Source organism: Paenibacillus tuaregi, assembly GCF_900086655.1.
Classification (GTDB): Bacteria; Bacillota; Bacilli; order Paenibacillales; family Paenibacillaceae; genus Fontibacillus; species Fontibacillus tuaregi.
On record NZ_LT575476.1, the window covers coordinates 1,238,188 to 1,259,716 of the forward strand.

The following is a 21,529-nucleotide window of genomic DNA, read 5'->3' on the forward strand; positions in this document are numbered from 1 at the left end:
GACTGTGGGCTGAGGGAGAGAACTAGGACGAACTAAATTAAAAATCAGGGGGAATTCGAAATGTTAACGACCATGCAAGGACAAATGAAAAAGCTGTGGAAGGATGAGAAAGGGCTGGGAATGCTTGAGATCATTCTCATTATTGCCGTGATCGTGATTATTGCGGTGATTTTTAGAAATGAGCTGTCCAATATTGTGAAGAACCTGTTGTCTAAGGCTAACTCCAAAACAAACGAGTTCATGGACGGAAAATGACAAGAGCGTTCACCAGGGACAATAGGGGAAGCTTCACGCTGGAGTCTTCCTTGGTTATGCCTGTCGTACTCATGTCCACGATGCTGCTCCTGTTCTTCTGCTTATACCTGTATCAGACCTCGATTTTGCAAATGACATCTGCTGCTGCCGCTGAGCGGGCGGCTTACACCTGGGACAACAGCTTCAAGAATTCAAGAAGCGGTGCTGTTGAGACAGGTAAGTCAGATCCTCTTTATTGGAGGTTGAAGGATGACGTGATGCTGCAGACGCTTTTCGGCTGGGCAGGGGCCGAGGAAACAGCGAGTATCCAACTGCCCTCTGGTGATTCCGGGGATTCCCTCCCCGCGGTGAAGCTCAGCCGCATCGGCCAGGAGATTCCGGATGCGATACATGGAACTATGGCTTACAACCGGAATTTGTTATTCAGAAAGGTGACGGTATCGGTGGACAGGCTGGTTCGTCTGAAGCCGCTGGAGCGGGCAATGGGCAGGGATTTAATGCAGCTTGGACAATCTTCGTCCTATGTGGTGGAGCCGACGGAATGGATTCGTACGGTTGATCTAGGCAGATATTATGCGGCCAGGTTCAAAAGCGGCACAGGGTCCGGGGCAAGCCCCAAGGAAGCGGGAGCAGCGTTGAAGCAGTATGGGAAGTGAAGCTTACCTGTATAAGCTTTTTAATCTATACAACTACTTTTGGCCTGTGGGAGGGCTGACATGTTTAACAAGGAGCGCTCCGAACGCGGGGCGGTAACTGTCTTTTTAATTATTATTTTTGCCTTTGTATTTGCTTTTGTATCTGTGTTTATAGATTATTCCAGAATGTCGGCCCTGCAGGCACAAAGTGAGCAGATCACACATGCTGCTGTGCGCTCCGTGCTCTCCGCATATGATCCGGTTCTTATGGAGCAGTATGGATTGTTTGCCTACGGGGAGACGGATGAGAATTACATTATGTCCAAAGTCATGAAGGATCAGGCAAGTCTGCTTGAGCGCAGTGACGATCTGGCTATTTTGAAATCGAAGGTAGACAGCTCCGCAATTACACTGGAACGTCCCTTAGGTATGTATCCGGTGTTCTCTCAACAGGTGCGTGAACAAATGAAATATAAGGCGCCGATTAACTTTACCATTGAGATTATGAACAAGTTCAAGCCGATGTCCAAGGTCATGAAAGAAGCGTCAAATACGGTGGATCTGCTGGGCAAGCTGCAGAAGCTCTACGATGAGAGGGAGCGGAAGCTGGATCAGCTGCTTCATCATCAACGGACTTCATCTTTGGCGGTGAAAGAGCTCTTTCCATGGATTCTGCATAGAGGCGCTTCTAGCATACAAGACCAGTCATTGGGCGGAAGCATTTCAACTGCGGGTGATGCGGCTGCCCAGCTCAATGATTATAAGGCCAAATCTGATGAGGACAGTCAGAGACTGCCACTGGAAAGAGTTTATGATGCTGAAATTTTCCGTTATGAGGCTGGAACCACCCAAGTATTTAATCACATAACCAGAGGTCAGCAGACTGCCGCTCAGAAGCACAGTTCTCTGCTTCCCGAAGCCGTACAGCTTGTAGAAGAAGCGAGGCAGATCAATGATCAGATGAAGCAAGTTATTCAGAATTCGGAGAACCGTTCTGCAGACGACGGATACAACCGGGTCGGCTCAGATGCGCAGGATGAGACAAACGGAAGCGGGGAAATCCGGAAGATCCGGGAACAGACCCATAAGCTTCTGCTGACTGATGATCTTCTGAATCAGTTAAAAGAAAATATAGTGCGGCAGCAGGCTGATTTTGATAGTTTCAGCTCACGTGTAAATGAGCTGGTCTCGAAGATGAGCATGCTGCTCTCCGCCACGAGTGGGAATTCAGCACCCGTTAAGAGTGTGGTTATCGCGGCTTCCCAGGCAGGAGATGCGTACATGCTGAAATACTGTGATTCAGGCAGCCTGCTGGATCAAGAGGACAAGCAGCTCCAATCGTACCGAAGCTATGACGAGGCCCGCAAGAAGGTGGAAAGCGAATCCAAATCCAAGCTCAAAGAAGCAGGAAACATCCTTAAGCAGTTAGCGGCATTGAAAGACAAAATGGATTCCAACCAACAGCAGTTCAATACACTTGAGAGTTACTATAAGACGATTTTGCAATTAAATAGGAAGAATTCAGATAGTACGGAGAACAACCATCTTAAGGATTCCAGCCCTTATTCGAACGGGAAACAATCCATGGAACAAATGGATGGACTGTATGGCTCGATGTCCTCTTTACTCAGTGGAATCACTGATAACTGCCTGCAAACGGAATATGCGGCCGATTATTTTAAGCATTTCGATGTCACCCGGCTCAAGGAAGCTGTAAAGGGGAACAAGGGGGCCTTGGATGAGCTAGGCGATCAGCTTAGTCCACAGCATCAGGAGATCGAGTACATCCTGTACGGATTTCATAATCCAGGAGGAAATCTGGCCGCGGCCTATGGTGAAATATTCTCGGCGAGACTGGCGGTCAGAACCATGGAGGGTTTTATTAAGAAAAGCTCAGCTGGAAACCCTCTGCTCATCCTTGCGCTTGCCCTACTGTATGGGATTGAGCATGCAATTATGGATATGGTGACGATGTGTGAGAAAGGGAGTATTCCCCTCAGCGATTATTTCAAGGTAGAGCTGTCCTACAGAGACTACTTGAGAATCTTTATGCTGCTTCACGGACAGAGTGACTCAAGGTTCTCGAGAATGCTTGCGGTAATCCGGCTTAACACTGGAATTAATCCTGCAGACCGCAAAACCTATATTTCAAGCGAGGTCACTATGGCTATGCCGCTTTGGTTCCTGCCTGGTGTTGCCAAAGCTTTGAATGTGGCGGGAGCTTCAGAAGGAAGAGTGGAAGGGAACCGGTATTATGCTGTTAAGAAAGCTGACTTCTCGTATTAATTGGCGGCACCATGCCCACGGCAGCATTGTGCTGGAGGCTTCATTGGTTTTACCAGTCTTTCTTTTACTTGTTTTTTTTCTGATCTATATGGTTCAGATGACGGTAATCTCCACACAGATGCAGACGGTGGTCTCCAATGTAGTCAAGCAGGTATCATCGTCCATGTATCCCATTGCTTTGGCTGTTCAGTCGGTCAAGGATAAGGAGGGAGGAACCGCTGGGAAGGTGAATCTGCAAATGCCAAAGGTTTCTTTGTCCGAGTGGGCGGCCAAATTCACCTCTCAAATGCAGCCCCCTTTCTCGGATTGGATTAAGGATGCCGCCGCCCGGGGAGATGAGCCGCTTCAGGATCTCAAGAACCAACTGTCCGAGGCACTGCTGGATCCTGTGGTGAAGCCGCTGATCCATCCTTTCATGGATGGGACTATCCTGGATGAAGAGCGGCTGCATGTGAGCCAGGTGATTGTGCCCGATCTGAAGAGCGGTGCGAATCCGTACTTTGGATTGGAAATCAGCTATGAGCTGCCGATCAAAGTCCCATTTACCAAGAATAAAATAGTGCTTCAGTCCAAAGCGGTAGAGCGGCTCTGGATCGGGGATACCCATGAGCAGGAAGCCGGCAAAGACCAAGGGGGAGATGGAAATCACACAGGTAGTCCCGCCCTTGTCTTGTCTAAACCGGATCCCGCGTATACCGGGAATCAAGCCATCATCCGGGCACAGGCGAAACCCGGCACTAAGGTGACTCTTACCGTGTATTACAAAAGCGGTCAGAGTATCGCGAAATATCTCGGAGAATCCACGGCTGACTCTTCAGGTCATCTGGAGTGGAAATGGCTGGTGTCTGGGAATACGACACATGGCATCTGGACATTTGAGCTTGAGACAGAGGAAGGGGCCAAGACTACGGATAGCTTTCGGGTAGCGGGAAAGGACAAAACTCCATAAGTGTGAAGGAGAATTTTTAAGTGGATATTGCATTTGCAGGGTGTTTGGTGTTTTTGGCAGCCGCCTTTATTACAGACATACGATCTATGATAATTCCAAATAAAATAACGGTGTCGGCGGCATGCGCCGGATTTATGTATCAAATTTGGGCCGGGGGCTGGTCGGGCTTATGGACTGGAATTCTTGGGGCTGTTACAGGGTTTGGAATAATGCTTATTTTGTACTGGACTGGCGCGGTAGGCGGCGGAGATGTGAAGCTGTTTGGCGGAATTGGGGCTTGGATGGGGGCGGGCTTTACCTTCTACTCGCTTGTCTACTCTATCATTTTTGCGGGGATTATTGGCATAGTCATTTTGATTTGGAGACGGGAGTCGCTTGCTAGGTTGAGAGCCTTGGCCAACAGCGTATTTGGCGCCCTGGTTATGCGGAGCACCGGCCCTGTCAGGGTACAGGAGAAGGAGATGCTGAGTTTTCCTTTTATGCTGGCGGTTATCCCGGGAGTAATGGTGGCTTATTGGTATATGTAATCAAAAAAACGTGCGGAAGGGGGTTATGAGTTGCCAGTTTTTCAGACCGATTTTGTGCGCAGCGGAGGAACTTATATGGTCCTTACCTGTAAGGAGAGGATGCTCCCCGGTCAGCTTAACCGGGTTCAATGCGGGATGATCACGTCGGCGTCTGTACCGCATTTGTTGAAGCTTGATATTAAAGAGATCGACCTTACAGTCAGCCTGTATTATGACATCACCGGGAAACGGAGGCTGTCCCAGTGTATGAAGAGTGAGAAGATCAGCATGCTTGAACTGTATGTGCTGCTCCTTCAGTTGGTTAATGCTTTGGATGAGTGCAAGATGTATATGCTTCAGCCATCGAATTATTGGCTGCATGAGGATTATATTTTCATGGATGGCTCCATGGGTATGGGCAAGCTGTATTTTACCTATCTGCCGCTTAAGGAAGAACTGGCTCCCGAGTCTGTGCAATCCAGGCTTTTGTCTCTGATCACAAAGCTGATTACGTCGGTGTCCGTGCTTGAAGGAAATGGAGTCCAGCAAATGATGCAGCTGTGTGGAAGCGATCTGTTCTCGTTTGCAGGATTTAGAAAGCTGCTGCGCGAGCTTCTTGCAGGGGACGAGAGCTTACCCGCTGAGGGAATGCCACATAAGCGAACAAATGCTTTCGCAGCTGGCGCTCCAGAGTTTTACTCAGACAAAAAATCGGATGGCGGGGGAGCCAGGGATGTGATGCATGAGGAGTCTGGTCTTAATTCATCAGGGAGGAAACGCATCCTCCCCAGTATACAATCGAACTCCAGACTTCCGTATGAACCGGCAGAACCCGGTTATGGAATGGAGGATCAGGATGGATCAATACCGGGTGGCCTAATTCCGGGTGGTCCAATACCGTCCAAGCTGCGAACATATTGTTGGCTTGGAGCGGGACTGCTTGCCGCATTAACGTGGAAGTTGGCTTATGTGGACAGCCCAGGACCAACAGGCTTATCTGTTAGTACAGCGATCACTGTGATTTTGGCAGCAGGTACGGCCTGGCTGTTAAGCAGGCGTTCTCCTCTAATGAAGATTGTTGGTGAAGGAGGAGGGGAACAGCCGGTGGATAACTTAAGCTGGGGACAAATGGGTTTGGCTGAATCCAATGGAGCCGACGATCGGGATAATAAGCGGGATAACCGCAGTAACAAATGGAACCTGGAAGAGTTCCTGAATAAGAGCAGGGCCAGTAAGCAAGATGCTTCTAAGTCGGAGGGGGAATGGGACGAGTCCAAGTGGAGATGGAATGACAATTATTTGACCGGTGACGCAGGATTAGAAAGCTCCATGAAGTCTGCTCCTTCTATAAGTCAAGCAAGTCCGGTTCGATCGAGTATAAATCTATCAAGTTCGAACTTACTGAGATTTCCAGACAGACAAAACAAATTGGCAGAGGGATGGAATTCGGAAGTTCCACGGGTATTAACAGGTGGATCGGGTGGGACGGGGATTGACATAAGAAGAGGACAAACCTCGTCTCACAATTCTGAAGATCATTGGGATGTTGTTGATTTTGACAGCTTGAGGAATGAAGAGTATTTACGTCGTGATCAGAGTCCAAAGACGGAAATGCTGACACCATCCAGACAAGCTACCGTTCTGCTCAGCGAGATGGGAGGGAATGCGAATCCCTCACGGACACCCTACCTGGAAAGAATAGAGGAGGGGAGCTCCGCCGCCGACAGGATTATGCTGACGGGGGTGAACTTTGTTATTGGCCGTTCTGAGGAGGTTGCCCAGTATGTCGAGACGACGGTCGGGACTTCCCGTGCCCATCTTGAGCTTAACCTTCTTGAAGGAAGATGGAGCATGAGAGATCTTGGCTCAAGAAATGGGACGAAGCTCAATGATACGCTTGTTGCGCCGTATAAGGAGTATCCGCTTGAGTACGGGGATACGTTTTCCATTTCAACAACCAGTTTTAGGTTGTGCAGAACATAATTTCATACTACACGAAGATCCCAGCACGTGGTGTGGCGTTGTATAATGATTATCAACGTGTCATTAGGCGGAAAAACGCACAATGGCCCTCAAGTTAAGCAACAAGGCCGGGGTAGGCAGTCTCTTAGCCTGAGGGCTAACTCTGATAGCCGGCTGAGATAAGCCGAACCTTTCCTCTTAAAGCTGAAAAATTAATATGATGTCAGAGCTAAGGTAAGCTGCCACAATACCTTCGGATCCTGCTAGCGTCTCCCATAGTCCTAATTCGTTGCATGCGGAGTTAATTCACCCTAATTCTCGGAAAAGACAGGGGTGATTTTTTATGGGTAAATCACCCAATAATCGGGCTTAAAGGGATCGATGCAACTGATGAAATAATTTTAGCGAGAAAATATTTAATATTCAAATATTAAATTATCAAACTAATTGACAATGATTTATTTTTTAGTCATGATTAGAGATGTGAAGCATTTATGTTTTGTTCCGAAGGACATACAGAGACTGAAACCTCTTAATGTTTAGCCGGAACTCGTGATTTCATAGATTATAGCAATGACTAACAATCTCAACAGAAAAGGTGATTAGGTTATGGGACGTTTAGCAGACAAGGTTGTCATTATTACAGGGGCTGCCATGGGCCAAGGGGCAGAAGAAGCCAGGATGTTCGCTAAAGAAGGGGCTAAGATCGTAGCTACCGACCTTCAAATAGATCAACTTCATGCGATTGTTCAAGAGATCAAGGATAACGGGGGAGAAGCCATTGGGGTTAAGCATAACGTAGCCTCCGAAGAAGACTGGAAGAACGTGGTTGCCCAAGCGGTGGAACACTTCGGTAGAGTTAATGTGCTTGTGAACAATGCGGGAATCACGACCGCTCAAGGTTTTGACCAATTCGATATGGCTGGCTGGAACAAAATTCTGGAGATCAATCTTACAGGCACAATGCTGGGTATGCAGGCTGTAGTACCTGAGATGCGCAAATTAGGAAGCGGTTCGATTGTGAATATTTCCTCGATTGCAGGCCTTGTAGCCATGAGTGGAACCAATGGCTATTCGGCTTCCAAGGGGGCAGTGACATTGATCTCCAAAACTGCCGCAATGGAGCTTGCCAAAGACTCCATTCGTGTGAACTCGGTTCACCCCGGTGTCATTATGACTCCGATGGTCGAGAAGGCGGTTACTGAAGAAGCTATGAAAGGCCTCAAGGCAGGCACTCTACTACCACGTATGGGAAGGCCGGAAGATATTGCTTACGGTGTTCTTTACCTGGCCTCTGACGAGTCCGCTTTTGTTACAGGAACTCAGCTTGTCATTGACGGAGGCTGGACTGCCCGTTAATTTAGATAAACGCTAAAGAATCCCCTACGTAACAGATGAAGGAATTGGACCCGGCATGACCGGGAATCCTTCCTTGAACAGTGACCCGTTAGTGGTCGCAGTTCACCCTGTTACAGAGGGGATTTTTTATTTTCACACATCATCATCTTTATTATTGGGAAAAACAGGTTATATCCTGCTTCTGATTTCTTCTAAAGCTTGCTGTAGGTGGGGATATTTAAATGTGAAACCCGCTTCCTCCGCCTTAAGGGGAATTACCCGCTGCCCATCCAGAAGCAGGGTCGACTGCTCGCCGAGAGCTAGTTTAAGCAGAAATGCCGGAAGGGGGAACCAATATGGCCGGTGATATACCCTCGCCAGAGTTCTACCGAAGGTTTCATTGGTTACCGGAAAAGGGCTTACGGCATTAACAGGTCCATGAAGATCCGGATTCATCACACAGAAATCAATCAGGCGCACGATGTCCATCAGATGAATCCAGGACATCCACTGCTGTCCCGTGCCCACTCTCCCGCCAAAGCCTAACCGGAAAGGCAGAGACATTAACGGAAAAGCACCGCCGCTGCGTCCAAGCACCACGCCGGTCCGAAGATTCACTACCCGCACACCGCCCATCTGCAGCGCCTGGGATGCCTGCTCCCACTGCGTCGTCACTTCAGACAAGAAGTCTGTGGGAGAAGTTCGGCTGTTCTCATCATATTCGGCGGTTAGGGATGTTCCATAAATGCCGATGGCTGAACCCTGAATGACGACAGACGGCTTGCTCTTGAGCCGGCGGATTAACTCCGCGACTGCCTGTACGGATTTCAGCCGGGATTCAAGAATCCGCTGTTTGCCTGCTGATGTCCACCGCTGATTGAGCGAGGAACCCGCCAGATTGACCAGCGCATCCAAGCCTTCAAGGTGCTCTGGCGAGTCCGCAAGCTCCTTCCAGGTTATTAAGCGAGGGGAGTTTGAAGTCCCGGCTGTGTAAGATTCAGGTTTGATTTTCCGAGTGACTACGGTAATCTCGTGACCTTTCTCCAGCCAATAATCAGCCAATGCACTGCCGATAAACCCGGTGCCTCCACAGATAGCCATTTTCATCTCAATTCCTCTTTTCCAAGACATCTCTAATAAAATAACCCGCCAGGGCGGCAGACCATCAGGCGGGTTGGTGATTCAAACAGCTTATTTGTTCATCAAATGCTGATACGGGGTATAGTCAATTTCATTTTTCTTCAGGAATTTGATCAGAAATTTATTATCTCTCTTAGGTGTGGCGACAATGTAACCTTTAATACAGTGATCACGTGTGACTTCAGATGCACCGCTCTCGACCGCAATCTTGCCAATTTCGGCGGCAATGGAATGCTTGGCGATATCCCGGAAAGCTTGAGGAACCGGGGAGACCAGCATGTCGAGAAAAGCTTTAGTCTCATCCGTCCAAAGCGGACGGCTCTTCTCAACCCAGTAGTTCTGCCAATCCAGCTTGGACATTCCGTCTTCCTTTGGCAGCACTTTCATAAATTTGCGGAACATAAAGAACCCGCCAATAGTCATGGCTCCAAGCATAATGAAGCCCCAGAATACAATGGAATTCATAAACCAGCTAGGGGCGTCTGACGCTGCGAACAGGAATGTGTTCCAGAGATACATCTATTGTTTCACCTCATCCAGTCATTCTTAAATCATGCAAGTACAAAGATCACAGTTAAGTTATTTGAAATTATACCTTATTTCCAGCGGAAATTCGATATCAGACCCCGAAGGAATGTGGAAAAAGATGAGACCGATGCCTTTCTAGTCTAGTTCTCGCTATCCAGACCGGATTATAAAATGTTCCTCTTCATCAGGGAGGTTATCCAGCCGCACTGGCACACGAATATGAGCGAACTAGAAACGAACAAAAAGCGTATTTTCCCTCCGTTTAGGAGGAAATACGCTTTGGATTGGAGCTTAAAGAGAGTTATCAGGCCTGTCTTTTGAACTGGGACAGACAGAAGGGAAACCATGATGAACGGCAACCTATAGGCCCGGGTACCGCCAGCCGTTGCCGATATACTGTTGTGGAAGATAGGCCGGCGGGTAGCCTTCGCCGTCTTGGGAGTGATTCCCCTGTGCGCTGTTATCTTGTACCGGAGCCCTAACCTCGCTCTGCACGTGATTCCTCTGCACGTGATTCCTCTGCATGTGATCTCTCTGCACGTGATCTCTCTGATCAGAGGCAGCAGGGCTGCAGTTGGCAGGAGGGCCAATGACAACCGTGTCCGTGATGGGAGCCAGTACATCTGCAACCAGTCTACTATCAAGACAGTAGGTATGGGCCAAAACACTGGCCGGGGTCAAACGCAGCAGGTCAGAGCCGCCAATAAATTCGGGGACCGGGGCATCGAAGATGGCCAGAAGATGGGTGTGGTCCACAGTGGCAATTTCATAATGCCACCATCCTTGCGGCACATTGGCAACCTGACCAGGGCTGATGGGGATATTGATAAGCTGTTTGGTGAAGGGATTTATGAGAGAGACGACGGCGGCTCCTGAAATGCAATAAACAAGCTCAGAGGCATTCTGGTGAGTGTGGGGCTCAACCACATTGGATTGGCTCAGGTAGATGTCAAGCAAAGACACATTGCCCAGAGTGTTCAACTGATGGATGGATAAGGCGTTGATGAAATTCTGATCATCTTTCTTGAACATAAGATTATTTCGGAGATCGTAAGCGTATTGGACCGAAGGGGACGTGAAATCCATATAAGATATCATCGAACGGTCAACCTTCCTTTCGCACCCGCGAGATGGGGGAGCTGATGAAGCATTTAATCTTGACTTGGTATAACACTACAAAAGACTACTGAGGGAATCTTCCTCATATGTATGCATAATCCTACTTGTCTTAGAAATACATCGGATCTCTTATAACGAAAACAACGGGAGCCTTGAACCTGCAAAATAAGTCTGGGCTTCCGTTGTCTCTTTTCCCAACATTCATTGTAGCTGCCTCGTCGCCAGATAAGTCTCAAGTGTTATACACTCTTTCCACTCGATCTCCTAACCGGCTCAAAATCTCATTGGTCACCGTCCCACAGCGTCTGGCAATTTGCCCAGCTGTAATGACTTCCTTCCCATCTTGTCCAATAATCGTAGCTGTATCTCCTTGACCCACGTCAGTTATCGAAGTGACATCTACCATAAATTGATCCATACAGATGCCGCCAATGATAGCCGCCCTCTGACCACGGATCAGCACGTAACCGCCCTGCTCAGACAAGGCCCTTGGAATGCCGTCTGCGTAACCCAAGGAAATGACGGCAATCTTCATCTTGGACGGGGCAATGAAGGCATGTCCATATCCGATATGGGCGCGAGCAGGCACTTCCTTCACTTGTGTCACGGAGGCTTTTAGAGAAATGACCGGCCGCAGATTTATCTGAACGGTGACCCGATCCTCTTCAGAGCTCAGCAGGCCATACAAGGCAATGCCCGGACGGACAAGGTCATAAATCAAACCAGGATAATTGAGAATTCCGTAGCTGCTCTGGATATGAACAAGTCCCGGATCGAGACCGGATGCCTTGAGGGTGTCGATTACTCGGTTGAACTTTTTCACTTGAAGGTTGGTGAAGTGAATTTCCTCTCGCGACAAACCAGGAGATTCTGCCAGATGGCTAAATGTTCCGGTTACCCGCAGATGAGCGAACTGATAACACCGCCGTATCGATTCCAGATTCTCTGAAGGCTCCCCTAATCTATTCATACCCGTATCAATTTTGATATGAACATCAAGGTGGATGCCGCGCGACTCAAGGGACTCAGCATGCTCCAGGTTCACTATAGTCTGTATCAGCTTGTAGCGTGCGAGCTCGGGTGCACGCTCCGGGGCAGTATAACCCAAGATTAAAATATCGCCGTACACCCCGCGCTCTCTTAGAAGAATCGCCTCATTAATTTCGGCGACGGCAAACCGGGTAATCCCGATCCCGTTCAAGCAGCGGGCAATTTCTACAGCCCCATGACCATAGGCATTGGCTTTGACGACCGCTATGATGCCGCATGAGCCTGGGATGATCCGCTTAATCTCGGACACATTATGCCGGAGATGGGACAGGTTTATCTCAGCCCAGGCCCGGTGCGGAGAAGTGCGTGTCTGATTTGCTGTTGTTGCAGAGGTGTTGATTAGGTAAAAGGGGTCTGTGGATAATGTGCTCCGCCGACTCATCCGGCCAACTTCCCTTGTTGATGGAATATCGTCACGATATAGCCATCCATGTTATTTCCGGAGCATGTGTAGGATGCACCAGATGGAATAGGGACGGCCTGGTCCCCGCTGCCTTCCTCCACAAAATACATTTCTACTAGAGAACCATTAACATTCATATACAGATGCGACCCCTGATAAGTGAATCTTTTGATATACTCGTGATACTCTTCCAGGCACATTTCGTACTGTTCCATAAGCAAAGCGTGCGGAACGCCTACATATCTGTAATGCCAGGGTTCATGCGCGATTTGCGTCAAGGATTCTTTCTCTTTCTTGTAACGCTGGACAAATCCATATTCCGGAGCCAGCTTTTTAAATGAAGCACATACCCCCAGACTAGGGAAGGCAGGACACAAATAATCCACCTCGGTGCCTAACAATCCAACGTCTACAGCTAGGCCGGTCTGGTGCTCACTTTCATTCGGGCGCGCCACATAGCGGGATGTAAACTCAAGTCCATATTCCGATAATGACTGTTCGTAAATGTTCGATTGCTGGTCTGCCGTACGATACCCGCTAACGATGCCGATCTGATCACCGGCCTGGCATGCTGTTAATAATTGTCCAAGCTGCTCCATACAGGTCATTTCAAGACTCGTATTCTCTTCTTCGCTGCTTGCCTGCTTAATACCGGTCGTAGGGACGAGCTGGGCAGCATCAGAACTGCTTGTTACTGGATATTTCTGATTCACGAGTACAAGGGGTCCTTGATGAATCATCCCAGGCTCCAGTCTAAGGATCATTGTACTGCCTCCTCATCAAGGGCAAGCTGGATCAGCTTGTCCATAAGCTCTGGGTACGAAATATCGCTGTGTCGCATCATATTTGGATATCGGCTCGCTGCCGTGAAGCCGGGCATTGTGTTGACTTCATTAAAGAGAATCCGTCCATCACCGGTTAGGAACAGATCCACTCGTGCAAGGCCTTTACATCCTAATGCTTGATATATCCGGAGGGCAGTTTCCTTCACCTGCTTGGCTGTACTCGGTGATATTCTTGCGGGCAGATGAATTTTGGAAGTTTTTAAGGAGTACTTCTCTTCATAATTGAAAAAATCACCCCTCAGCTCGATCTCGTCTACCTCGGCAATGAGCGGATCGGTATAACCCAGCACAGCGCAGCCTACCTCGAAACCTTCCACATTTTGCTCAATAACCACCTTGCGGTCATGCTGGAAAGCTAACTTGATACCATCTTTAAGTTCTGCGTTGTTATAGGCTTTCGTTATCCCGAATGACGAACCGGACTTCGCTGGTTTGATATATACCGGATAACCCAGCTTCTCCGCATTGTCTATTGCCTTATGAAGATCGTCGCCTTCAAGCACCGTCACCGAAGCTGCCGTTTCAATCCCGGTCGCCCTGACAAGCTGGCTCGCAATTCCTTTGTCCATTCCTATCGCTGATGAGAGTGTATCGCAGCCTACAAAAGGAATTCCTGACAGCTCCAGCAGCCCTTGCAGGGTTCCATCCTCTCCGTATTTGCCGTGCAGAACAGGAAACACGACATCAACAGGAATAATCCGGTATTCAGTTCCGATGAATTCCACGATACCCGAAGCTTGTCTGCTTGGGGAAATGAAAGCTGGGATACAGCCAGGATGGGTGTGCCAGGTGTCCTGACGGATTTGATCCGTGCTGCCAGGGAACCTCAGCCACGCTCCCTCCCGTGTAATCCCGATCAGCATCAATTCATATTTGGAACGGTCCAGATGATCGATAACTGATGCTGCGGATTGTAAAGATACTCCGTATTCTGTGGAGGTCCCGCCAAAGAGTACAACAACTGTTTTTTTCTGCATAATAGAATAATCTCCCGTCTCATTATTAGAAGATATATAAAATGAACTTTAGAATGTACCGATCTCAGCTTCGATCCCGAGTTATTCTGAAGAAGCGGAGCGTCCGCCTTTGTCTCCGAAATGCCCCTACTTGGATATCTAGTTCGAGGATTTCGGAGACCACCGTGGTCGTAAAAATACTCGGCATCGCAGCGCCCCTAAAGGAGAACCTTCACAAGTTCGTTTTATATAGACTCATAATTTAATTGATTTTCATTATAGGGAGCGGAATTTAAATAACTTTAAAGAAAATATTAAAGAAGGCTTAAGATTCTATTGCAGATACGTAATTTATGAAAATATAGTTTGTTGCCTGTCTTTGATATTCACGATAAAATATACTGAATCAAGTTGAATATTAAGGGGGAAATAGGCAAGTGCTAAAAATCGGTTCCCATGTATCGTTATCAACCAAAGGGCTGCTGACAGCTACCGGCGAGGCCGCATCATATGGCTCCAGCTCGTTCATGATATACACAGGCGCTCCCCAGAACACGCGGCGTAAACCTGTCGAATCTCTTTTTATTGAAGAGGGGAAAGCGGCAATGGCAGCCGCCAATATTGAAGAAATTGTTGTACATGCGCCTTATATTATTAATTTGGGTTCATATAAGGAGAGCACGTATCAGCTCGCGGTTGACTTCCTTCAGGAAGAAATCCGCCGGACTCATGCCTTGGGTGTAAGGAATATCGTTCTTCATCCCGGCGCGTTTACGGACAAGGATGCCGATTATGGAATCGACCGGATTGCAGCCGGATTGAATGAGGTTCTGAATGGCACGGATGAGACGGATGTCAGCATAGCCCTTGAGACCATGGCCGGCAAAGGAACGGAGATTGGCCGAACTTTTGAAGAGATTGCCCGGATTATCGAGCAGGTCGAGCACAAGGAGCGCTTGACGATTTGTCTGGATACCTGTCATATTCATGATGCGGGTTATGATATTGTTAATAACTTGGACGGTGTTCTTGAGGAGTTCGACCGGATTATCGGCCTGGACCGCCTTGCCGTCGTGCATATCAATGACAGCAAGAACCCTATAGGTGCTGCGAAGGACCGTCACACGCCAATCGGCTCTGGGTGGATCGGATTTGAAGCGATCAAACGTGTGGTTCACCATGAGAAGCTCCAAGGACGCCCATTTATTCTGGAGACGCCTTGGATTGGTAAGGATGCCAAAACCCAGCGTCCGATGTATGAAGTGGAAATCGCACTTCTACGTGGTAATGTGGCTGAGCGGTTCGGAGAGAGCTTCCTGACCGAAGTAGAGCAGCTTCACTCTTTCTTCAGCAAGCAGGAGATTTATCCCCGGGCTTTCATTCTCAGCACCTGGGAGCTGCTGAAGAACGACGCCAAGGCGAAGAAAGCCGATCCGCGCGAGCCGCTGGAGCGGTTATATGATCTGGTAGTGGAAGCAGGCTTGTTCCCAGAGCTATCCGAGGAACAGATTAATCAGCGGATTATTGCTTGGCTCGCCATGAACGAGCTTACGGTGCAGGGTTAACTTAAGGAGGATTTCTAGGTAATGAAAGACACACATGTAAAAGCAGGTCTGCGGCCTGTGAAGGAATACGAACAAAATCGCGCACGGATGCTTATTTCTTGTCCGGACGGGCCGGGGATTGTGGCGGCGGTATCCCACTTTCTCCATCAACATGGGGCAAATATCGTTCAGTCAGACCAGTATACGATGGACCCTGAGGGCGGCATGTTCTTCATGCGAGTTGAGTTTGATTTGGAGGATCTGGGCAGCAGATTGGCGGAGATCAAAGGAGATTTCCAGGAGATCGCGGACAAGTTCGAAATGGAGTGGAACATTTTTCCGCTTAAGAATAAGAAGAAATTAGCTATCCTTGTTTCCAAGGAGGATCACTGTCTGGTTGAGCTGTTGTGGCAATGGCAGGCCGGAGATCTGGATGCGGAAATTTCCATGGTGATCAGCAATCATCCGGATATGAGAGAATACGTCGAATCCTTCGGGATTCCTTATCATCATATTCCAGTTACACCAGATACGAAGAAGGAAGCAGAGCAGCGCCAGCTTGAGCTGCTGGATGGGAATGTGGACCTGATTGTGCTTGCCAGATACATGCAGATCGTCTCGCCAGCGCTCATTCAGCCGTATCGGAACCGGATCATCAACATTCACCATTCCTTCCTTCCGGCGTTTGTTGGCGGCAAGCCGTACGCTCAGGCCTATGACCGGGGTGTGAAGATTATCGGAGCCACAGCTCACTATGTAACCGAGGAGCTGGACGGAGGTCCGATTATCGAGCAGGACGTACAGCGCGTTAGCCACCGGGATAACGTAAGTGAACTCAAGCGTATCGGCCGGACTATCGAGCGGGTGGTTCTGGCCCGTGCGGTGAAGTGGCATATTGAGGACCGGATTCTGGTCCATCAGAACAAGACCGTTGTGTTCAATTAATCCACAAGCATCACGGATTGTTGAGATATATAAGCACCCAAAGCCGATCGTTCAGGATTAGTCCTTAAGATGGCTTTGGGTGCTTTTTTGCGTTTACGGGCGTGTTTGCGCATTCCTCGCATAGTTTAACTATAGTTAGGGAAGTTGTAATGAAGTAAGATTTTGTCTCTTGATCAAATTATGGACGGGCGAGCTAGAAATTGACCCTCAATTTGTGGTACAATGCATAAATAAGTCAAAATGACTTTTTCATTTTGAGCGTGTCGTTTGATCTTTTATCAAACTATTTACAGACCCTTGAGGAGGAAACAAAGCAATGTCTGATGAAATCAAAGAAATTTCTGACAACAACGTAATCGATAACTTGTCAATTGCCACAATCCGTACGCTGTCAATCGATGCAATTGAGAAAGCAAACTCCGGTCACCCGGGAATGCCGATGGGATCCGCTCCTATGGGCTATCAGCTGTTTGCCAAAACTATGAATCACAACCCTGACCATCCGACATGGATTAACCGCGACCGTTTTGTGCTGTCTGCAGGGCACGGTTCGATGCTTCTGTACAGCTTGCTGCACCTGAGCGGTTACGATCTGTCTTTGGACGATCTTAAGCAGTTCCGCCAGTGGGGAAGTAAGACTCCTGGTCACCCTGAGTTCGGACATACAGCTGGTGTTGACGCTACTACCGGGCCGCTTGGACAAGGGATTGCCATGGCCGTAGGTATGGCTCTTGCTGAAGAGCATCTAGCTGCAACTTACAACCGCGGAGATTTCAAAGTGGTTGATCACTATACTTACGGCATTTGCGGTGACGGTGACCTGATGGAGGGCGTTTCCGCCGAGGCAGCCTCTCTTGCAGGACATCTGAAGCTGGGCAAATTGATCTTCCTGTACGACTCCAATGATATTTCTCTGGATGGAGAGACGAGCTTAAGCTTCTCCGAGAATGTGAGACAACGCTTTGATGCCTATGGCTGGCAGACTCTGCTGGTTAAGGACGGTAATGATCTGAGTGCTATTGCTGCTGCAATTGAAGAAGGGAAAAAGGATACATCGCGTCCTACCCTGATTGAAGTTAAGACCGTTATTGGTTACGGAAGCCCTAACAAACAAGGTAAAGGCGGCCACGGCGGTACCCATGGTTCTCCACTGGGTGCTGAAGAGACCAAACTGACCAAGGAATTCTACAAATGGGTTTACGAAGAAGACTTCTATGTACCAGAAGAGGTGCGTCAGCATTTTGCAGAAGTGAAGAAACGCGGTATTGAAGCGAACAAGGCTTGGGACGAGCAGTTCGCCAAATACAAAGCGGAATTCCCTGAACTGGCTGCACAATTCGAGAAGGCTATTGCTGGCGAGCTTCCATCTGGCTGGGATGCTGAGCTTCCTAAATATTCGTCTGAAGACAAGGCTCTTTCGACCCGCGTAGCTTCTGGTAACGCACTTAATGGTCTAGTCAAAGGGGTTCCACAGCTTCTGGGCGGCTCCGCTGACCTTGAGAGCTCCACGATGACCCACCTTAAAGGCCTTCCTGTTCTCACTCCGAACAGCTACGATGGCCGTAACGTATACTTCGGCGTTCGTGAGTTTGGTATGGCTGCAGCTATGAACGGGATCGCTCTGCACGGTGGACTGAAGATTTTTGGAGGTACATTCTTCGTATTTACCGATTACCTGCGTCCAGCTGTCCGTCTGGCTGCGATCATGGGTCTGCCGGTTACTTATGTGCTTACTCATGACAGTATTGCGGTTGGTGAGGATGGTCCTACGCATGAACCAATCGAGCAGCTTGCTTCGATCCGCATCATCCCTAATCTGACGGTAATTCGTCCTGCCGATGGCAACGAGACTTCCGCTGCATGGGCTTATACTGTAGAGAACAAGAACAATCCGGTTGCGCTTGTGCTTACACGTCAGAACCTTCCTATCCTTGAAAATACAGCTGAGCTAGCACGCGAAGGCGTGAAGCGCGGTGGTTATGTGGTATCCGATGCTAAGAACGGCAAGCCGGTCGCACAGCTTATCGCTACGGGTTCTGAGGTACAGCTTGCAGTTAAAGCTCAAGCCGCTCTGGCCGAAGAAGGCATTGAAGTGCGCGTCATCAGCTTGCCAAGCTGGGATCTGTTCGACAAGCAGGATCAGGCTTACAAGGATTCTGTTATTCTTCCGGATGTTAAAGCCCGCGTTGCCATTGAAATGGCTCATCCATTCGGTTGGGAGCGTTATGTAGGTGAGAAAGGTTCCGTTATCGGCATCCACACCTTCGGCGCATCCGCACCTGGGGACAAAGTGATTGCTGAGTATGGCTTCACCGTTGAGAACGTTGTAAAACACGTAAAAGCTCAGCTGTAATCTAGCGAAAATCGACCGAAAAGGGGAAACGGACCACGATGCCGCAATTCAAAAATGTTACCGTAGATCTAGCTGCCAATATTTATTTTGATGGAAAAGTTACAAGCCGGTCTGTATATCTGGAGGACGGAAGCAAGATCACCTTGGGGATCATGCTGCCAGGCTCCTACGAATTTGGCACAGATACGGAAGAGGTTATGCAGATTCAATCCGGGGATCTGAAGGTTCTTCTCCCGGATGAGACCGAGTGGAGAGAAATCAACGGTCAGGGCGAGTTCACGGTTCCCGCCGGTCGCAAGTTCAAGCTTGAAGTGACGAAAGTTACGGATTACGTGTGTTCGTATAGATAATGAGAAAGTGAGATAATGACCCACCCAACCTTTCTTAAACCCACCCAAACCCTCCCTAGAAGGGAGGGCCCCAAGGGCTTTGCCCTCTGGACACCCCGAAAGGGGGCGATAGGTGGTAGACAGGCGGAACTTAGCTGGGGATAGGCTAAGGAACGCTTGCCGTCCCTGCGGGACCCGCTTTCAATTGGGTTGGGTCAGGTTACAGAATAAAGACAAGCGCAATGAGCGGCTTCGATTGTACTGAGATTGTTTGGTACTAGAAGCCGCTTGTTGTCGTTGGGGGGACCCACCCAAACCCTCCCTAGAAGGGAGGGCCCCAAGGGCTTTGCCCTCTGGACACCCGAAAGGGGGCGATAGGTGGTAGACAGGCGGAACTTAGCAGGTAGAGACTAAGGATCGCTTGTCGTCCCTGCGGGACCCGCTTTCAGTTGGGTGGGGTTTGGTTACAGAATAAAGACTAGCGCAATGAGCGGCTTCGATTGTACTGAGAATGTTTGGTACTAGAAGCCGCTTGTTGTTGTTGGGAGGACCCACCCAAACCCTCCCTAGAAAGGAGGGCCCCAAGGGCTTTGCCCTCTGGACACCCGAAAGGGGGCGATAGGTGGTAGACAGGCGGAACTTAGCTGGTAGAGACTAAGGAACGCTTGCCGTCCCTGCGGGACCCGCTTTCAGTTGGGTGGGGTTTCGTTACGGAATAAAGACTAGCGCAAAGAGCGGCTTCGATTGTACTGAGAATGTTTGGTACTAGAAGCCGCTTGTTGTCGTTGGGGGGACCCACCCAAACCCTCCCTGGAAGGGGGGGTCCCAATGGCTTTGCCCTCTGGACACCCGAAAGGGGGCAATAGGTGGTAGACAGGCGGAACTTAGCAGGTAGAGACTAAGGATCGCTTGTCGTCCCTGCGGGACCCGCTTTCAGTTGGGTGGGGTCTGGTTACAGAATAAGACTAGCGCAATGAGCGGCTTCGATTGTACTGAGATTGTCCTGGCTGGGAGGCGCTGTCCCTGCGGGATGCGCTTGGGGGGGACCCACCCAAATCTTCCCTGGAAGGGAGGGTCCCAAGGGCTTTGCCCTCTGGACACCCGAAAGGGGGCGATAGGTGGTAGACAGGCGGAACTTAGCTGGTAGAGACTAAGGAACGCTTGCTGTCCCTGCGGGACCCGCTTTCAGTTGGGTGGGGTTTCATTACAGAATAAAGACTAGCGCAAAGAGCGGCTTCGATTGTACTGAGAATGTCCTGGCTTGGAGGCGCTGTCCCTAGCGGGATATGCGGATATAAAAAAAGAAGAGGGCCAAGATAATATGGCTCACTCTTCTAGTATTAACTCCCTAAGAATTGGTCGTTGGCTTTATCCCCTGCCTTACAGCTTCTTGCCGGCGATGGTCTGGCCGATCCAAGTCTCATAGATCTTCACGACGGCGGAGAGGTCCTCCTCGCCGTAGCCCTGGGTCTGACCGGCCTGGAACAAGCTCTTGGCCAGGTTGAGCATCGGGGAAGGGATGGAGGCGCCATCGGTCAGGGACGAAGCGAGTTTCAGGTCCTTCAGCATGAGCTGCAGGGAGAACTGGTTGCTGAAATCATGGTCAATGATTTTCTGGCCCTTCAGTTCGGCGGCCTTGCTGCCCGCAGAGCCGAGTTGAACCAGTTCCAGGAACGCGTCCGCCGGGAGACCGGACTTGGAAGCGATGGCGAAGCCTTCGGCCAAAGCCAGGTTGTTGATGCCGACCATGGTGTTATGGGCCAGCTTCGCTACGGAGCCGGTGCCGTTGTCGCCCATATGCAGCACTTTTTTGCCCAGGGTATCGAAGATGTCCATCACTGCCTTAAGCACATCAGCCGGGCCACCAACCATGAACACCAGCGTTCCGCTCACTGCCGCCGGAGAGCTTCCGGTTACTGGCGCATCCAGGAAGGAACCCCCCAGCTCGCCAATTTGACCGGCCAGCTTCTTGGACAAGGATGGGGAGATGGTGCTGCAGTCAATGACCACGCTGCCTTGATGAAGGCCTTTAAGAAGCCCCTGCTCGCCTTCATAGACGTCCACGATTGAGTTGTCATCGCTGACCATGGTAATCACGACATCGTTGTTCTCGGCGGCCTCGCGCGGGGTGGAGACAGCTTTCGCGCCTTCCTTCACCAAATCTTCAGCTTTGGAGGCAGTGCGGTTATATACGGTAACTGGGTACCCTTTTTTCAAAAGATTGGAGACCATAGGCGTACCCATTGTGCCCAGACCGATAAAGCCAATTTTCTTCATGAAACATTCACCTTCTATTGTCGAATTGTTGTACCGCTACTATTTTAACACGCAGCAGGGGGGCAGTGTACAATGTGCCCTTGTTTTGACTGGGATTATACAGTATTCT

General features: G+C 49.5%; 18 protein-coding genes. 11 read left to right on the forward strand and 7 right to left on the reverse strand.

Going from position 1 to position 21,529, the window contains the following annotated elements:
- The first annotated feature begins 60 nt into the window (after window positions 1-60).
- The 7 genes from BN6628_RS05690 to BN6628_RS05720 all read left to right on the forward strand — a co-directional run bounded on the left by BN6628_RS05690 (window position 61) and on the right by BN6628_RS05720 (window position 7,952).
- Window positions 61-255: a Flp1 family type IVb pilin gene (locus tag BN6628_RS05690; RefSeq protein ID WP_068615427.1), complete on the forward strand. Its 195-nt coding sequence runs from the start codon at window positions 61-63 to the stop codon at window positions 253-255.
- Window positions 252-911, forward strand: a complete 660-nt coding sequence (locus tag BN6628_RS05695) for a TadE/TadG family type IV pilus assembly protein (protein WP_068615429.1) — start codon at window positions 252-254, stop codon at window positions 909-911. Before BN6628_RS05690 ends, BN6628_RS05695 begins: the two co-directional genes overlap by 4 nt.
- 60 nt (window positions 912-971) lie before the next feature.
- Complete coding sequence (locus BN6628_RS05700) at window positions 972-3,176, forward strand: DUF5702 domain-containing protein (RefSeq protein WP_068615430.1); 2,205 nt, start codon at window positions 972-974, stop codon at window positions 3,174-3,176.
- Window positions 3,145-4,125: a pilus assembly protein gene (locus tag BN6628_RS05705; protein ID WP_068622025.1), complete on the forward strand. Its 981-nt coding sequence runs from the start codon at window positions 3,145-3,147 to the stop codon at window positions 4,123-4,125. Before BN6628_RS05700 ends, BN6628_RS05705 begins: the two co-directional genes overlap by 32 nt.
- A gap of 20 nt (window positions 4,126-4,145) precedes the next feature.
- The gene (locus BN6628_RS05710) at window positions 4,146-4,652 is read left to right on the forward strand and encodes an A24 family peptidase (protein WP_068615432.1); all 507 of its coding nucleotides are present in this window, start codon (window positions 4,146-4,148) and stop codon (window positions 4,650-4,652) included.
- Window positions 4,653-4,682: 30 nt separating this feature from the next.
- Window positions 4,683-6,614, forward strand: a complete 1,932-nt coding sequence (locus BN6628_RS05715) for a DUF6382 domain-containing protein (protein ID WP_068615434.1) — start codon at window positions 4,683-4,685, stop codon at window positions 6,612-6,614.
- 588 nt (window positions 6,615-7,202) lie between these two features.
- Window positions 7,203-7,952 carry an SDR family NAD(P)-dependent oxidoreductase gene (locus tag BN6628_RS05720; RefSeq protein WP_068615436.1) on the forward strand — a complete coding sequence of 250 codons (750 nt, stop codon included), beginning with the start codon at window positions 7,203-7,205 and terminating at the stop codon, window positions 7,950-7,952.
- Between the two features lie 168 nt (window positions 7,953-8,120).
- On the opposite strand, the gene BN6628_RS05725 is transcribed toward BN6628_RS05720, so the two are convergent.
- From BN6628_RS05725 to vanG, 6 genes are all read right to left on the reverse strand, one after another.
- Window positions 8,121-9,038, reverse strand: coding sequence for a TIGR01777 family oxidoreductase (locus tag BN6628_RS05725; RefSeq protein ID WP_068615437.1), 918 nt, complete (start codon window positions 9,036-9,038; stop codon window positions 8,121-8,123).
- An 84-nt stretch (window positions 9,039-9,122) separates the two neighbouring features.
- The gene (locus tag BN6628_RS05730) at window positions 9,123-9,590 is read right to left on the reverse strand and encodes a DUF2621 domain-containing protein (RefSeq protein WP_068615439.1); all 468 of its coding nucleotides are present in this window, start codon (window positions 9,588-9,590) and stop codon (window positions 9,123-9,125) included.
- A 369-nt stretch (window positions 9,591-9,959) separates the two neighbouring features.
- Entirely contained in the window at window positions 9,960-10,697 is a 738-nt protein-coding gene (locus BN6628_RS05735) for a cupin domain-containing protein (protein WP_235847586.1), read from the reverse strand.
- Between the two features lie 253 nt (window positions 10,698-10,950).
- Window positions 10,951-12,150 (reverse strand): serine racemase VanT catalytic subunit, encoded by a 1,200-nt coding sequence (gene vanT, locus BN6628_RS05740; protein ID WP_082926810.1) that lies wholly within the window; start codon window positions 12,148-12,150, stop codon window positions 10,951-10,953.
- Window positions 12,147-12,935, reverse strand: coding sequence for a D-alanyl-D-alanine carboxypeptidase family protein (locus tag BN6628_RS05745; protein WP_068615441.1), 789 nt, complete (start codon window positions 12,933-12,935; stop codon window positions 12,147-12,149). The genes vanT and BN6628_RS05745 overlap by 4 nt, the downstream gene beginning before the upstream one ends.
- A complete protein-coding gene (gene vanG, locus BN6628_RS05750) occupies window positions 12,932-13,993 on the reverse strand; it encodes a D-alanine--D-serine ligase VanG (RefSeq protein WP_068615443.1) in 1,062 nt (353 codons plus the stop codon). Before vanG ends, BN6628_RS05745 begins: the two co-directional genes overlap by 4 nt.
- 416 nt (window positions 13,994-14,409) lie before the next feature.
- On the opposite strand from vanG, the gene BN6628_RS05755 reads away from it, so the two are divergent.
- From BN6628_RS05755 to ppnP, 4 genes are all read left to right on the forward strand, one after another.
- Window positions 14,410-15,537, forward strand: coding sequence for a deoxyribonuclease IV (locus tag BN6628_RS05755; RefSeq protein ID WP_068615444.1), 1,128 nt, complete (start codon window positions 14,410-14,412; stop codon window positions 15,535-15,537).
- Between the two features lie 21 nt (window positions 15,538-15,558).
- On the forward strand, window positions 15,559-16,461 hold the full coding sequence (gene purU, locus BN6628_RS05760) for a formyltetrahydrofolate deformylase (protein WP_068615446.1): 903 nt from the start codon (window positions 15,559-15,561) through the stop codon (window positions 16,459-16,461).
- 316 nt (window positions 16,462-16,777) lie between these two features.
- Entirely contained in the window at window positions 16,778-18,814 is a 2,037-nt protein-coding gene (gene tkt, locus BN6628_RS05765) for a transketolase (RefSeq protein WP_068615448.1), read from the forward strand.
- Window positions 18,815-18,852: 38 nt separating this feature from the next.
- On the forward strand, window positions 18,853-19,164 hold the full coding sequence (gene ppnP / locus BN6628_RS05770; RefSeq protein ID WP_068615450.1) for a pyrimidine/purine nucleoside phosphorylase: 312 nt from the start codon (window positions 18,853-18,855) through the stop codon (window positions 19,162-19,164).
- Between the two features lie 1,359 nt (window positions 19,165-20,523).
- Here the strand turns inward: ppnP and BN6628_RS05775 are convergent.
- The gene (locus BN6628_RS05775) at window positions 20,524-21,420 is read right to left on the reverse strand and encodes an NAD(P)-dependent oxidoreductase (protein WP_068615452.1); all 897 of its coding nucleotides are present in this window, start codon (window positions 21,418-21,420) and stop codon (window positions 20,524-20,526) included.
- Window positions 21,421-21,529 lie beyond the last annotated feature (109 nt).